Consider the following 13,599-nt stretch of genomic DNA (forward strand, 5'->3'; position numbering starts at 1 on the left):
CCCCCCCCCCCCCCCCCCCCCCCCCCCCCCCCCCCCCCCCCCCCCCCCCCCCCCCCCCCCCCCCCCCCCCCCGGGTCGCCCCGGCGCAGCCGGGGCGAAATGAAAACCCCGCCGTTTCCGGCGGGGCTCTGTCACGGGATCAAAGGCGGCTCAGTGCCGGATCAGATGCAGCAGCTCTTCCAGCGACTTCTTCGCGTCGCCATAGAACATGCGGGTGTTTTCCTTGTAGAACAGCGGGTTCTCGATCCCCGAATAGCCGGTGCCCTGACCGCGTTTCGACACGAACACCTGTTTCGCCTTCCAGCATTCCAGCACCGGCATCCCGGCGATCGGCGAATTCGGATCTTCCTGCGCCGCCGGGTTCACGATGTCGTTCGAGCCGATGACAATCGCCACGTCGGTCGTCGCGAAGTCCTCGTTGATCTCGTCCATCTCCAGAACGATGTCATAGGGCACCTTCGCCTCGGCCAGAAGCACGTTCATGTGCCCGGGCAGACGGCCGGCCACCGGGTGGATGGCGAAGCGCACGGTCTTGCCGCGGCCGCGCAGCACCGAGGTCAGTTCCGAAACCGCCATCTGCGCCTGCGCCACCGCCATGCCATAGCCCGGGATGATGATGACGCTGTCGGCTTCCAGAAGCGCATCGGCCACGCCCTGCGCGTCGATCGCCACCTGCTCGCCCGCCACTTCCATCGCCGGACCCGAGGTGTTGCCGAAGCCGCCCAGGATCACCGAGACGAAGGACCGGTTCATCGCCTTGCACATGATGTAGCTCAGGATCGCGCCCGAGGAGCCGACCAGCGCGCCGGTGACGATCAGAAGATCGTTGCCAAGCGAGAAGCCGATCGCCGCCGCCGCCCAGCCCGAGTAGCTGTTCAGCATCGACACCACCACCGGCATGTCGGCGCCGCCGATGCCCATGATCAGGTGATAGCCGATGAAGAGCGCCAGAAGCGTCATCACCAGAAGCGGCCAGGTGCCATAGCCCAGCATGAACAGAACGAGCATGGCGATCGAGGTCAGCGCCGCCGTCGCGTTCAGCAGATGCCCGCCCGGCAGTTTCTTCGCCTTGGTGTCGACCTTGCCCGCCAGTTTCCCGAAAGCGATGATCGAGCCGGTGAAGGTCACGGCGCCGATGAAGACGCCAAGGAACAGCTCGACGCGCAGGATCGCCAACTCGGTCGGCGTCTTGTGGGCGACGAGCGCCGCGAAGCCTTCGAGCGTCGCTTTCGCCGCCTCGTCCATGCCCGGCACGCGCACCGATTCAATATAGGCGTTGTAGCCGACCAGCACGGCGGCCAGACCGACGAGCGAGTGCATCGCGGCGACCAGCTGCGGCATCTCGGTCATCTGGACCTTTTTCGCGACCTTCATGCCATAAAAGCCGCCCGCGCCCAGAAGGATCAGCGACAGGATCCAAAGCCCCTGCCCCGGGCCGACCAGCGTCGCCGCGACAGCCAAAGCCATGCCGACGATGCCGTACCAGACGGCGCGTTTCGCGCTTTCCTGCCCCGAAAGGCCGCCCAGCGAAAGGATGAACAGAACTGCCGCAACGACGTAGGCGGCCGTGGTGAAACCGAATTCCATTGTTCTTTCCTCCGCTTACGACTTCTGGAACATCGCCAGCATGCGCCGGGTGACCATGAAACCGCCGAAGATGTTGATGCCCGCCATGAAGACCGAAATGCCCGACAGCAGGATGACGAGGAACGAGCCCGACCCCATCTGCAGCAGCGCGCCCAGAATGATGATCGAGGAAATCGCGTTCGTCACCGCCATCAGCGGCGTGTGCAGCGAGTGGCTGACGTTCCAGATCACCTGGAAGCCGACGAAGCACGACAGCGCGAAGACGATGAAATGCGCCATGAAGGACGCAGGCGCCACAAGACCCAGCGCCAAAAGCAGCACGCCGCCCAGGCCCAGCATCAGGATCTGGTTGCGGGTTTCCTTGCGGAAAGCGGCCTTCTCGGCGGCGCGGATTTCCTCGGGCGTCAGGACCTTGGCCTTTTCCTTCGGCTTTTGCGCCGCGATCGCCGCGATTTTCGGCGGCGGCGGCGGGAAGGTGATCGCGCCGTCAAAGGTCACGGTGGCGCCGCGGATCACGTCGTCTTCCATGTTGTGCACGACGACGCCATCCTTGCCGGGCGTCAGGTCGGTCATCATGTGACGGATGTTGGTCGAATACAGTTGCGACGACTGCTGCGCCATGCGCGAGGGGAAGTCGGTGTAGCCGATCACCGTCACGCCGTTCGGGGTGACGATCTTTTCGTCCTTCTTCGTCAGCTCGCAGTTGCCGCCGCGTTCGGCCGCCAGATCGACGATGACCGAACCGCGCTTCATCGCCTCGACCATGTCGCGCGTCCAGAGGATCGGCGCATCGCGGCCCGGGATCAGCGCCGTGGTGATGACGATGTCCATCTGCGGCGCGAGTTCGCGGAATTTCTTCAGCTGCGCTTCGCGGAATTCCGGCGAGGACGGCGCGGCATAGCCACCCGTCGCGGCGCCATCCTGCGCCTTTTCTTCGAAATCGAGATAGACGAATTCGGCGCCCATCGATTCGATCTGCTCGGCCACTTCCGGGCGCACGTCAAAGGCATAGGTGATCGCGCCCAGCGCCGTCGAGGCGCCGATCGCGGCCAGACCCGCAACCCCGGCGCCGACGATCAGCACCTTGGCCGGGGGCACCTTGCCCGCCGCCGTCACCTGGCCGGTGAAGAAGCGGCCGAAGTTGTTGCCCGCCTCGATCACCGCGCGATAGCCCGAGATGTTCGCCATGGACGACAGCGCGTCCATTTTTTGCGCGCGCGAAATCCGCGGCACCATGTCCATCGCGATCACATTCGCCCCGGTGGCCTTCGCGGCCTCCAGCAGATCCTTGTTCTGCGCCGGATAGAAAAAGGAAATCAGCGTCTTGCCGGCCTTCAGCCGGGCCACTTCCGCATCAACCGGCGGGCGCACCTTGGCCACCACGTCGACCGCGTCGAACAGCGCCTCGGCGCCCTTCACCACGGTCACGCCGACGGCTTCGTAGGCCGAATCCTCGAAGCCGGCGGCATGACCCGCCCCCGCCTCGACGAAACAAATGTGCCCCAGCTTTTGCAGCTGGACCGCAGAGTCGGGGGTCAGCGCGACGCGCGCCTCTCCCTCGAAAATCTCCTTCGGAGCGCCGATTTTCACTTCTGTCTCTCCCAATGCTGCCCCGGGACGATTTCAGCCCGGGGACAAAACGTGGCGAGACCTCTTAACACCGCGTAAGAAAGTTTCACAAGCGATTGATCACACGTAAGACTTGCAAATCTGGTGCCGGGTGAAGTCCCCCCTTCGGTATACTTTTGCATACCATGTTACCGCTGACAATTTCGGCGCTGATTCAAGGGTTTGGCAAGGATCCACCGCCCCGCCGCAGCGCGGATTTGGCACAGGGATTGCGAGGGGGTGCGACGATTTTTCTGCAACGCAGCAAATCGGTCACAGCCAGCGCCGGACCCTGGCGCGATAGGCCTCGTAGTCGGCGCCAAAAAGCGTGGCGATGACGACCTCTTCGCCGCGGATGTAGCGACGGGTGATCAGCGCCATGAAGGCGGGCACCAGCGGCGCGGCCAGCGCGGCGTCCCAGACCAGCACCAGCCCGGCCAGGATCAGCGCATCCGCCAGATAGATCGGATTGCGCGAGAGCGCGAAGACCCCGCCCGTCACCAGCCGCCCCGGCGTGCGGCGCGGAATGAGGGGGGTGCGCGCCAGCACCATCTGCGCCGCCGCGACAAGCGTCAGCACGACGCCCGCCAGCACCAGCGCATGACCCGGCGGATGGGTGAAGGGCAGCGGCAGCGGCAGGGCCCGCCCGGTCAGCCAGACCGCGGCGGCGAACAGCCCCAGCCAAAGCGGCGGCAGATCGATCTGTCTCAGCGCCTGTTTCACGCGCATGCGGCCTCTCCTGTCCCGGGGCGACGCGGCCAGGCCCTTGCAGCCGCCCTCCGCCCGGGCCAGTCTGCGCGAAAGGAGACCATGATGACCACCGATTTCACCGCCACCAAGGCGCTTTTCGACCTGCCCGCGGACGTGATCTATCTGGACGGCAATTCGCTCGGGCCGCTGCCACGCGCCGTCGCCCCACGGGTCCAGGCCGCGATCCGCGCCGAATGGGGCGCGATGCTGATCACCGCCTGGAACAAGGCCGGGTGGATGGACCTGCCCGAGCGTCTGGGCACCCGGATCGGGCGGCTGATCGGGGCGGAGCCGGGGTCGGTGACGCTGGGCGACACGCTCTCGATCAAGGTGTTTCAGGCGCTCGATGCGGCCTTGCAGCTGCGCCCCGACCGCCGGGTGATCCTGTCCGACAGCGGCAATTTCCCCACCGATCTTTACATGGCGCAGGGGCTGACCGGGCTTCTGGGGCAGGGGTATGAGCTGCGCACCGTCGCGCCGGATCAGGTCGCGGCCGCGATCGACGAGACCGTGGCGGTGACGATGCTGACCGAGGTCGATTACCGCACCGGCCGCAAGCACGACATGACGGCCCTGACCGCGAAAGCCCATGCCGCGGGGGCGCTGGCGTTCTGGGATCTGGCCCATTCCGCGGGCGCGGTGCCGGTCGATCTGGCGGGGGCAGGCGCCGATTTCGCCGCCGGTTGCACCTACAAATACCTGAACTCCGGCCCCGGCGGCCCGGCCTTCATCTATGTCGCGCCGCGTCACGCGGGCCAGGTGCAGCCGGTGCTCTCGGGCTGGCTCGGCCATGACGCGCCCTTCGCGTTCGAGCCCGGCTACCGCCCCGCCCCGGGCACGGCGCGGATGCGCGTCGGCACGCCGCCGGTGCTGCAGCTCGCCGCGCTGGATGCGGCACTTGATGTCTGGGACGGCGTCAGCATGGCCGAAATCCGCGCCCGCTCGATTGCGCTGACCTCCCGCTTCATCGCCGCGGTCGAGGCAGGCTGCCCCGATCTGACCCTTGTGACCCCGCGCGATCCGCAGGCCCGCGGGTCGCAGGTCAGCTTCGCCCATGCCCAGGGTTACGCGATCATGCAGGCGCTGATCGCCCGCGGCGTGATCGGCGATTTCCGCGCCCCCGACATCCTGCGCTTCGGCGTGACGCCGCTTTACATCGGCGAGCCCGAGATCGACCGCGCCGCGGACATCCTGACCGAGGTGATGGCGACGCGGGCCTGGGACCGGCCCGAATTCCACGCCCGGGCGAAAGTGACCTGATGTCGCCCGAGCGCGACAAGCCGCCGCAGTCCGCGCTTGCCGGGCCGCGGCGCATCGCCTAATTTCAAGGCATGGAACATCTGGCCGACCCTTTTGCGCGGGCCATCACCTACCTGCGGGTCTCGGTGACGGATCGCTGCGATTTTCGCTGCAGCTATTGCATGGACGAGGGCACCCGGTTCCTGCCGCGCGCCGATCTGCTCTCGCTCGAGGAACTCGACCGGCTCTGCTCCGTCTTCGTCGGGCTGGGGGTGCACAAGCTGCGCCTCACCGGCGGCGAGCCGCTGTTGCGCCGCAACGTGATGAGCCTGTTTCGGGCGCTGTCGCGGCATCTCGAAACCGGCGCGCTGCGCGAGCTGACGCTGACCACGAACGGCGCGACGCTCGCGGCCCATGCCGCCGATCTGGCCGCCTGCGGGGTGAAACGGGTGAATGTCTCGCTCGACAGCCTGCGGGCGGAGCGGTTCAAGGCGATCACAAGGCGCGGCGATCTGGCGGATGTGCTGGCGGGCATCGCCGCGGCCAAAACGGCCGGGCTGCGGGTGAAGATCAACACCGTCGCCCTGCGCGGGGTGAACGAAGACGAGCTGCCGGACCTGGCGGCCTGGGCCGGGGCCGAGGGCCATGATCTGAGCTTCATCGAGGTGATGCCGGTGGGCGAGATGCCGATGCAAGATCGCGCCGCCACCTTCCTGTCGCTGGCCGAGGTGCGGGCGCGGCTTTCCGATCACCTGAGCCTGACCGACCTGCCCGAGACGACGGGCGGCCCCGCCCGCTATGTCCGCGCCGCCGAAACCGGGCAAAGGATCGGTTTCATCACACCGCTGTCGCACGGCTTTTGCGCTTCCTGCAACCGGGTGCGGATCAGCGCCACGGGCATGCTTTTCCCCTGCCTGGGACAGGAGGGCGGCACCGACCTGCGCGCGGCCCTGCGCGGCTCGGAAGGCGACACGGCCCTGATCGGGGCGATCCGCGCCGCGATCGGGCGCAAGCCGCGGGGGCATGATTTCGGCTATGGCGCCACCGGGATCTCGGGCCGGGTCGGGCGCGGCATGAACCAGACCGGGGGGTAAGTCCGGAAACGGGCAGAAAGCGTGACCTGCATCAAGGCGCCCGCCTGTTTCCCGGGCAGAATGAAACCATCCGAAACGACGCCTTCAAAGGAGTCCGCCATGTATTCCAACATCATCGTGCCCGTCGCCTTCGACGAGGCACACAATCCCGACACGGCGCTGAATGTGGCCCGGACGCTGGCCGCGGCGGGGGCGCGGGTGACCATCGTGCATGTGATGGCCGATGTGCCGGGCTATGCGATTTCCTACATGCCCGAAGGCTATGACGCCGAGTTGCGCCGGGCGCTGCAGAACCAGCTCGACGCGCTGGCGGGCGATTTCGAGAACGGCGCGGGGGTGCTGCGGCAAGGCCATGCGGCGAACGAGATCCTCGATCTGGTGGACGAGATCGGCGCCGATTGCGTGGTGATCGCCGGGCACCGGCCGGGTCTGGGCGATTACCTGATCGGCTCGACCGCGGCGCGGGTGGTGCGCCACGCGCCCTGTTCGGTCATGGTGCTGCGCTAAGGCAAGGGGGGCTCTGCCCCCCGCGGCCTTGCGGCCTCCCCCCGGGATATTTTCGCCAAGGTGAAAGGAAAAAGGGCGCTCCGCGCGGGGCGCCCTTCTTTCCGCCTTGGTTTCACCTTGGCGCAAATATCCCGGGGGGTGAATTTGCCGAAGGCAAAGAGGGGGGCAGCGCCCCCCTGCCCCGCTCAGGCCGCGGGCATCCGGCTTTCGACCATCCCGGCATACCAGCTTGACCCGAAGGGAATCGCGCTGTCGTCGAAGTCATAGGCCGGGTGGTGCACCATCGCGCTGTCGCCATTGCCAAGGAAGATATAGGCGCCCGGCCGCGCGTTCAGCATGTAGGAGAAATCCTCGCCCCCCATCATCGGCGCGACCGCGGTGTCGACTTGGCCCGAGACCGCCTGCGCCACGTCGATGGCATACTCGGTGTTTTCGGGCGTGTTCATCGTCACCGGATAACCGCGGACATAGGCGATCTCGACCGTGGCGCCATGCGCCGCCGCGATGCCTTCGGCCACCGCCTTCACCCGCGCCTCGGCCAGATCGCGCACGCCGGGGTCGAGAGAGCGCACCGTGCCGCGCAGCAGCACCGTTTGCGGAATGACGTTGTAAGCCTCGCTTTCCGTGCGGAAGGTGCAGATCGAGACCACGACCTGTTTCAGCGGATCGACATTGCGCGACGCGATCTGCTGCATCGCGACGACGATATGCGACGCCACCAGCGTCGTGTCGATGCAGTCATGCGGTTTCGCCGCATGGCCGCCCTTGCCGGTCACCACGATGTCGAACTGATCGGTCGCGGCCATCATCGGACCGGGGCGGATGGCGAAGCTGCCGACCGGGAAGCCCGGCATGTTGTGCATGCCGTAGACTTCCTGAATCCCCCAGCGCTCCATCATGCCATCGTCGACCATCGCCTTGCCGCCGCCGCCGCCCTCCTCGGCCGGTTGGAAGATGACGACCGCGGTGCCGTCGAAATTCCGCGTCTCGGCCAGATATTTCGCCGCGCCCAGCAGCATCGCGGTATGGCCGTCATGGCCGCAGGCATGCATCTTGCCCGGCACTTTCGAGGCATGCGCCGCCCCGGTCTGTTCGACGATCGGCAGCGCATCCATGTCGGCGCGCAGCCCCACCACCCGGCCCGCGGTATCCGTGCGGCCCTTGATCACGCCGACGACGCCGGTGCGGCCGATGCCCTCGACCACCTCGTCGCAGCCGAAGTCGCGCAGAAGCCCCGCCACCTTGGCGGCGGTGCGGTGCACCTCGTAAAGCAGTTCCGGGTTTTCGTGGAAGTCGCGCCGCCAGGCGGTGATCTCGGGCAGCAGTTCGGCGAAGCGGTTCTTGACGGGCATGGTCCTGTCTTTCTTGGCAAAGATCGTCGAAGCGTCGCAGGCTTTGACCGCGGCGACAAGGTCAGAAGGTGGGGCCGAGGTCGATTTTTGATCCGTCGGTAAAACGTCCCCAGCGGAAACGGCTCAGGTCATGGCCGGGGGGGTCTCCGGTCATCAGGCTGGCCATCACCCGCCCGACACCCGGCCCGATCCCGAAGCCATGGCCCGAAAGCCCGGTGGCGACGTAAAGCCCGGAGAGCGGCGCGGCATCCAGCACCGGCACGGTGTCGGGCATCACGTCGATCATCCCGGCCCAGTCGCGCACCAGCTTCGGTTCGCCCAAAGACGGAAAGGCCCGGCCGAAGGCGCGCTGCACATTGTGCAGGAACACCCGGTTCGGCGCGGGGTCCAGAATCCGGCAACGCTCGAACGGGCTCTCGCGATCCTCCGACCACATCCGCGCCGTCGTCCAGCCATCGGGCCAGCCCGGTTCGGGCGCGCGCAGATGGATCGCGGTCTTCGACAGGTCGCGGCGCATCTGCGGCGTGTATTTGAGGAAATGCCGCAGCCCGTCCGGCCCCATGTAGAAATCATGCGACGTCCCGGGCGCCACCGTATAGCTGCCATCGAGCCGCCGCCGCCAGGCAAAGACGTCATCGACGCCCGACACTTGCGTGATCTCGGGCAGGGGCACAGTCTGCGCCACGGTCGAGCGCACCAGCAGCTGCGGCAGGCTCAACCCGTGGCGACGCAGGAACAGCGAGGACCAGGCCCCGGCCGCCACCAGCACCTGGTCACAGCGGATGCGGCCGTCTTCGGTGACGACACCCGCCACCTTGCCGCCGACGATGTCGAGCGCGCGCACCGCGCAATGCTCGATCACCGTCACCCCCGCCCGCCGGGCGCGCTCGGCCAGCATCGGCACGGCGACGAAGGGCTCGGCCCGGGCATCGGAGGGCGTGATCAGCCCGGTCACCCAAGTCGTGGCATGGGGAATCGCCGCCGCCAGCTGCGCCCGGCCCAGATGGTGACTTTCGAGCCCATGCGCCCGCGCCAAATCGACCCAGGCGGCAAAAGCCTCGGCCGTGGCGGGCTTGTCGGACAGATAGGCGACGCCGCAACGGCGAAAGCCGAGCCCGGGGCCCAGCTCGGCGGCAAGCCCCTCCCACAGCCGCATCGCCTCCTGCATGATCGGCAATTCCGCCGGATCGCGGCCCTGTTGCCGGATCCAGCCCCAGTTTCGCGAAGATTGCTCGCCCGCCACCCGGCCCTTTTCCAAAACCACAACCCGACGCCCGGCCAGCGCAAGAAAATGAGCCGCCATCACCCCGGCGATGCCCGCGCCCACCACCACCACATCCGCCGCCTCGGGCAGGGGGGCGGAAAAACGGACCGGGTCCTTGAGCGAAATCACAAACGGCATCGGCATCTCCTTCGGGTCGGGATGGTGCAGGCTTGACCGGCGCGGCCGCAAGGTCAAGCCCGGCGCGCGAACGGGGGACATGCGGCCCGCGCAGGGCTGCCGCCGCGTTAGCGCTTGCACTGGGCGCGAAAATCTCTAACAATCGGTCAAATATCTTCACCTATCCGTGAAGAAATGCAGAACAACGCCGGAAAACGGCGCAAGTCAAAGACTGGGGGACGCAATGCGCAATGGCGCGCAGCCCGTGCTCGAGGTGACGAACCTCAAGACGATCTTTCGCACCCGTGGCGGCGAGGTGCATGCGGTCAACTCTGTCTCGTTCGACCTGAAACCCGGCGAATTGCTGGGCGTGGTGGGCGAGTCGGGGTCCGGCAAATCCGTCACCATGATGTCGCTGATCGGGCTTCTGCCCAGCCCCCCCGCCGAGGTGCGCGAGGGCAGCGTGATGTTCGACGGGCTTGATCTGCTCAAATGCACCCCGGCGCAGCTGCGCGCGGTGCGCGGCCCCGGCGTCGGCTTCATCTTTCAGGACCCGATGACGTCGCTCAACCCGGTCTTCACCGTGGGCTATCAGCTGCGCGAGCCGCTGATGAAGCATATGGGGATGACCAAGGCGCAGGCGCAGATCCGCGCGCAAGAGCTGCTTGAACTGGTCGGCATTCCCGATGCCGGGCGGCGGCTGAAGGATTTCCCGCACCAGTTTTCGGGCGGCATGCGGCAGCGGGTGATGATCGCCATCGCGCTGGCCTGCGATCCGAAAGTGCTGATCGCGGATGAACCCACGACCGCGCTGGATGTGACGATTCAGGCGCAAATCCTTGAACTGGTGAAGGATCTTCGCCAGAAACTCGGCATGGCGATCGTCTGGATCACCCATGATCTGGGCGTGATCGCGGGCATCGCCGACCGGATCATGGTCATGTATGGCGGCCAGATCGTCGAACATGGCACGGTCAAGGAGGTCTTCGCCAAGCCCCGCCACCCCTATACGCGGGCGCTTTTGCAGACCGTTCCCTCTGTGCGCGGCGAGCGGGCCGAGAAGCTGAACGTGATCGAGGGCCAGCCGCCGATCCTGCGCGCCGCCCCCACCGCCTGCCCGTTCCGCGACCGCTGTTCCTTGCGCTTTGCCGCTTGCGACGCGGGCAATCCGGCGCGGTATGACGTGGGTCCGGGCCATGATGCGGCCTGTTTTTGGGATTTCGACACCGATGCCCCGCGCCGGGAAGTGACGGAGAAAGCCGATGTTTGACGGCGGCAAGCGGCCTCTGGTCGAGGTCGAAGGGCTGAAGATGTATTTCCCGATCACCGCGGGGCTGTTCCGCGCCAAGGTCGGCGACGTGAAGGCGGTCGATGACGTGACCTTCACCATCTTTGAGGGCGAAACCCTCGGTCTGGTGGGGGAATCGGGCTGCGGCAAGTCCACCTGCGGGCGGGCGGTGCTGCGGCTTTACGAACCCACCGCGGGCTCGGTGCTGATCGACGGCGAGGATGTCCTGGCCGCGCCGCCGGGCGAATTGCGCGCGCTGCGGCCGAAGATGCAGATGGTGTTTCAGGATCCGCAGGCGTCCTTGAACCCGCGCATGACGGTGGCGGGGATCATCGGCGAGCCCTTGGACGAACACACGACGCTGAACCGGGCGCAGAAACTGGCCCGGATCTATGAGCTGATGGACAAGGTCGGGCTGAACCGCGATTTCGCCAACCGTTACCCGCATGAATTTTCCGGCGGCCAGCGGCAGCGCATCGGCATTGCCCGGGCGCTGGCGCTGAACCCGCGCTTCATCGTCTGCGACGAGCCGATCGCGGCCTTGGACGTGTCGATTCAGGCGCAGGTGGTGAACCTTCTGGAAGAATTGCAGGACAGCCTTGGGCTGACCTATCTCTTCATCAGCCACGACCTGTCGATGGTGCGCCACATCGCCGACCGCGTCGCGGTGATGTATCTGGGCCGGATCGTCGAGCTGGCCTCGCGCGATGCGCTTTATGAGGCGCCGCTGCATCCCTATACGCAGGCGCTTCTGTCCGCCGTGCCCGAGCCCGATCCGAATGCCGAAAAGACCCGGCAGCGGATCATCCTCAAGGGCGACGTGCCCTCGCCCGCCAATCCGCCCAAGGGCTGCAATTTCTGCACCCGCTGCCCGAAGGTGATGGATCTGTGCCGCTCGGTCGAGCCCGAGTATCGCGAAGTGGCGCCGGGGCATTTCACCGCCTGCCATCTGCACAATCAGACCGCCGGGCAAACGGCGGCGTGACACGCGGGCAAGAGCCCGAGCACACGTGATCTCTGCATCCATGAAGGAGAGGACGCATGAAACTCAAGACCGCTTTGATGGGGGCCGCCGCCGTGCTGGCCTTTGCGCCCGCCGCGTTCGCCGAACGCGGTTCGGACGGTGAGCTGAAGATCATCCAGTCGCAGGCCGCCTCGACGATGAACCAGTATCTGTCCTCGGGCACCAAGGACATCAACGCCTCCTCGCTGGTCTCGGAACCGCTGGCCTCCTACAAGCCCGATGGCACGCTGATGGCCCGCCTCGCCGCGGACATCCCGACGCTGGAAAACGGCGGTGTCTCGGCGGATGGCAAGACCATCACCTGGAAACTGCTGCCCGGCGTGAAATGGTCGGACGGCACCGATTTCACCGCCGATGACGTGGTCTTCACCGGCCAATACTGCATGGATCCGGCGGGTGGCTGCGCGCAGCTGTCGAAGTTCGAGGGCATCGAGAAGATCGAAGCCGTCGATCCGCTGACCGTGAAGATCACCTTCCTGAAGCCGAAGACGAACCCCTATTCCGCCTTCGTCGGCGCGCTGGCACCGATCCTGCAAAAGGCGCAATTCGAGAAATGCCTGGGCGCCAATGCCTCGAGCTGCACCGAAGCGAACTTCATGCCGATCGGCACCGGCCCGTTCATGGTCACCGACTTCAAGACCAATGACGTGGCGGTGTTCGAGGCGAACCCCCATTACCGCGATCCGGCCAAGCCCGCCTTCGCCCGTGCGACGCTCAAGGGCGGCAACGACGCGATGTCGACGGCGCGCGCCGTGATGGAGACGGCCGAATACGACTACGGCTGGAACACCCAGATCGAGCCCGAAGTGCAGGCGCAGATGATCGCCGCGGGCAAGGGCAAGTTCATGACCGCTTATGGCGGGCTGGTCGAACGGCTGGAACTGAACATGACCGACCCCTCCTCGGCGCAGCCCGAGGGCGAGCGCTCGACCACCAAGCATCCGCATCCGGTGTTCTCGGACCTGCGCGTGCGGCAGGCGCTGTCGATGGCGATCGACCGGTCGCTGCTGGTCGAAATCGGCTATGGCGAGGCCGCGCGGCCGACCTGCAACCTGGTTCCGGCGCCCGAAATGTTCGCCTCGGACAACACCGGCTGCCTGACGCAGGACGTCGACGGCGCGAAGAAGCTGCTGGATGAGGCGGGCTGGACCGATACCGACGGCGACGGCATCCGCGACAAGGACGGCAAGAAGCTGAGCCTGGTGTTCCAGACCTCGGTCAACCCGATCCGGCAGAACTTCCAGGCGATGATCAAGCAGTGGTGGAATGATGTCGGCATCGAGGTCGAGCTGAAACAGATCGACCCGTCGGTCTTCTTCGGCGGCGATGCGGGCTCGCCCGACACGTTCCAGAAGTTCTACGCCGATGTGCAGATGTTCGCGAACGAATGGGACGGCACCGACCCGCAAGCCTATCTGGCGCAGCTGACCTGCGAAAAGGCACCGAAGCCCGAGGATCAGTGGCAGGGGGAAAACATCCCGCGCTTCTGCAACCCGGATTACGATGCGCTGATCAAGGAAATGCTGACGACCGCCGATGCGGGCGCCCGCGCCGACCAGATCAAGAAGCTGAACGACATGGTGACCAAGGATGCGATGGTGACGGTGCCGCTGGCGAACCGCGCCCGCTTCTCGGCGGTGTCGAACACGCTCGTGGGCGTCGAGATGAACGCCTGGGACAGCGAGTACTGGAACGTGGCCGACTGGTCGCGGGCGAAGTGATCGCAAGATAAGAGACCGTGAGGTCGGACCGGCAGGGCCGGTCCGACC

11 protein-coding genes are annotated in these 13,599 nt (G+C 66.5%); 6 read left to right on the top strand and 5 right to left on the bottom strand.

Annotated features, from left to right (window positions below; all coding sequences use genetic code 11):
• Nucleotides 1–150: 150 nt before the first annotated feature.
• The 3 genes from FBT96_RS12620 to FBT96_RS12630 all read right to left on the bottom strand — a co-directional run bounded on the left by FBT96_RS12620 (nucleotide 151) and on the right by FBT96_RS12630 (nucleotide 3,924).
• Nucleotides 151–1,587, bottom strand: a complete 1,437-nt coding sequence (locus FBT96_RS12620; protein WP_136907177.1) for an NAD(P)(+) transhydrogenase (Re/Si-specific) subunit beta — start codon at nucleotides 1,585–1,587, stop codon at nucleotides 151–153.
• Between the two features lie 15 nt (nucleotides 1,588–1,602).
• Nucleotides 1,603–3,177 carry a Re/Si-specific NAD(P)(+) transhydrogenase subunit alpha gene (locus FBT96_RS12625; RefSeq protein ID WP_136907179.1) on the bottom strand — a complete coding sequence of 525 codons (1,575 nt, stop codon included), beginning with the start codon at nucleotides 3,175–3,177 and terminating at the stop codon, nucleotides 1,603–1,605.
• A gap of 291 nt (nucleotides 3,178–3,468) precedes the next feature.
• Nucleotides 3,469–3,924, bottom strand: coding sequence for a methyltransferase family protein (locus tag FBT96_RS12630; protein WP_136907181.1), 456 nt, complete (start codon nucleotides 3,922–3,924; stop codon nucleotides 3,469–3,471).
• 84 nt (nucleotides 3,925–4,008) lie between these two features.
• Between FBT96_RS12630 and kynU the strand changes: the two genes are divergently transcribed.
• The 3 genes from kynU to FBT96_RS12645 all read left to right on the top strand — a co-directional run bounded on the left by kynU (nucleotide 4,009) and on the right by FBT96_RS12645 (nucleotide 6,785).
• On the top strand, nucleotides 4,009–5,205 hold the full coding sequence (gene kynU / locus FBT96_RS12635) for a kynureninase (protein ID WP_136907183.1): 1,197 nt from the start codon (nucleotides 4,009–4,011) through the stop codon (nucleotides 5,203–5,205).
• 71 nt (nucleotides 5,206–5,276) lie between these two features.
• Nucleotides 5,277–6,278: a GTP 3',8-cyclase MoaA gene (moaA, locus tag FBT96_RS12640; protein ID WP_136907185.1), complete on the top strand. Its 1,002-nt coding sequence runs from the start codon at nucleotides 5,277–5,279 to the stop codon at nucleotides 6,276–6,278.
• 99 nt (nucleotides 6,279–6,377) lie between these two features.
• Nucleotides 6,378–6,785, top strand: a complete 408-nt coding sequence (locus tag FBT96_RS12645; protein WP_136907187.1) for a universal stress protein — start codon at nucleotides 6,378–6,380, stop codon at nucleotides 6,783–6,785.
• Between the two features lie 185 nt (nucleotides 6,786–6,970).
• Here the strand turns inward: FBT96_RS12645 and FBT96_RS12650 are convergent, their stop codons facing one another.
• Nucleotides 6,971–8,137 carry a M20 aminoacylase family protein gene (locus FBT96_RS12650; RefSeq protein WP_136907189.1) on the bottom strand — a complete coding sequence of 389 codons (1,167 nt, stop codon included), beginning with the start codon at nucleotides 8,135–8,137 and terminating at the stop codon, nucleotides 6,971–6,973.
• Between the two features lie 61 nt (nucleotides 8,138–8,198).
• Complete coding sequence (locus FBT96_RS12655) at nucleotides 8,199–9,539, bottom strand: NAD(P)/FAD-dependent oxidoreductase (RefSeq protein ID WP_136907191.1); 1,341 nt, start codon at nucleotides 9,537–9,539, stop codon at nucleotides 8,199–8,201.
• Nucleotides 9,540–9,762: 223 nt separating this feature from the next.
• Here FBT96_RS12655 and FBT96_RS12660 point away from each other — a divergent pair, with 223 nt between their 5' ends.
• Genes FBT96_RS12660 through FBT96_RS12670 form a run of 3 tightly spaced genes read left to right on the top strand, consistent with a single transcriptional unit; the run spans nucleotide 9,763 to nucleotide 13,551 of the window.
• Nucleotides 9,763–10,788: an ABC transporter ATP-binding protein gene (locus FBT96_RS12660; protein ID WP_136907193.1), complete on the top strand. Its 1,026-nt coding sequence runs from the start codon at nucleotides 9,763–9,765 to the stop codon at nucleotides 10,786–10,788.
• The gene (locus FBT96_RS12665) at nucleotides 10,781–11,791 is read left to right on the top strand and encodes an ABC transporter ATP-binding protein (RefSeq protein ID WP_136907195.1); all 1,011 of its coding nucleotides are present in this window, start codon (nucleotides 10,781–10,783) and stop codon (nucleotides 11,789–11,791) included. Before FBT96_RS12660 ends, FBT96_RS12665 begins: the two co-directional genes overlap by 8 nt.
• A 56-nt stretch (nucleotides 11,792–11,847) precedes the next feature.
• Nucleotides 11,848–13,551, top strand: coding sequence for a peptide ABC transporter substrate-binding protein (locus tag FBT96_RS12670; protein ID WP_136907197.1), 1,704 nt, complete (start codon nucleotides 11,848–11,850; stop codon nucleotides 13,549–13,551).
• Nucleotides 13,552–13,599 lie beyond the last annotated feature (48 nt).

The sequence above is a fragment of the Rhodobacter capsulatus genome, from assembly GCF_005144475.1.
Lineage (GTDB): Bacteria > Pseudomonadota > Alphaproteobacteria > Rhodobacterales > Rhodobacteraceae > Rhodobacter > Rhodobacter capsulatus_C.

What these genes read in the sequence shown, in the direction of transcription:
- kynU (WP_136907183.1), top strand. Translation starts at nt 4,009, where the DNA reads ATGACCACCGATTTCACCGCCACCAAGGCGCTTTTCGACCTGCCCGCG.
- FBT96_RS12620 (WP_136907177.1), bottom strand. Translation starts at nt 1,587, where the DNA reads ATGGAATTCGGTTTCACCACGGCCGCCTACGTCGTTGCGGCAGTTCTG.
- FBT96_RS12655 (WP_136907191.1), bottom strand. Translation starts at nt 9,539, where the DNA reads ATGCCGTTTGTGATTTCGCTCAAGGACCCGGTCCGTTTTTCCGCCCCC.
- FBT96_RS12670 (WP_136907197.1), top strand. Translation starts at nt 11,848, where the DNA reads ATGAAACTCAAGACCGCTTTGATGGGGGCCGCCGCCGTGCTGGCCTTT.
- FBT96_RS12650 (WP_136907189.1), bottom strand. Translation starts at nt 8,137, where the DNA reads ATGCCCGTCAAGAACCGCTTCGCCGAACTGCTGCCCGAGATCACCGCC.
- FBT96_RS12665 (WP_136907195.1), top strand. Translation starts at nt 10,781, where the DNA reads ATGTTTGACGGCGGCAAGCGGCCTCTGGTCGAGGTCGAAGGGCTGAAG.
- moaA (WP_136907185.1), top strand. Translation starts at nt 5,277, where the DNA reads ATGGAACATCTGGCCGACCCTTTTGCGCGGGCCATCACCTACCTGCGG.
- FBT96_RS12660 (WP_136907193.1), top strand. Translation starts at nt 9,763, where the DNA reads ATGCGCAATGGCGCGCAGCCCGTGCTCGAGGTGACGAACCTCAAGACG.
- FBT96_RS12630 (WP_136907181.1), bottom strand. Translation starts at nt 3,924, where the DNA reads ATGCGCGTGAAACAGGCGCTGAGACAGATCGATCTGCCGCCGCTTTGG.
- FBT96_RS12645 (WP_136907187.1), top strand. Translation starts at nt 6,378, where the DNA reads ATGTATTCCAACATCATCGTGCCCGTCGCCTTCGACGAGGCACACAAT.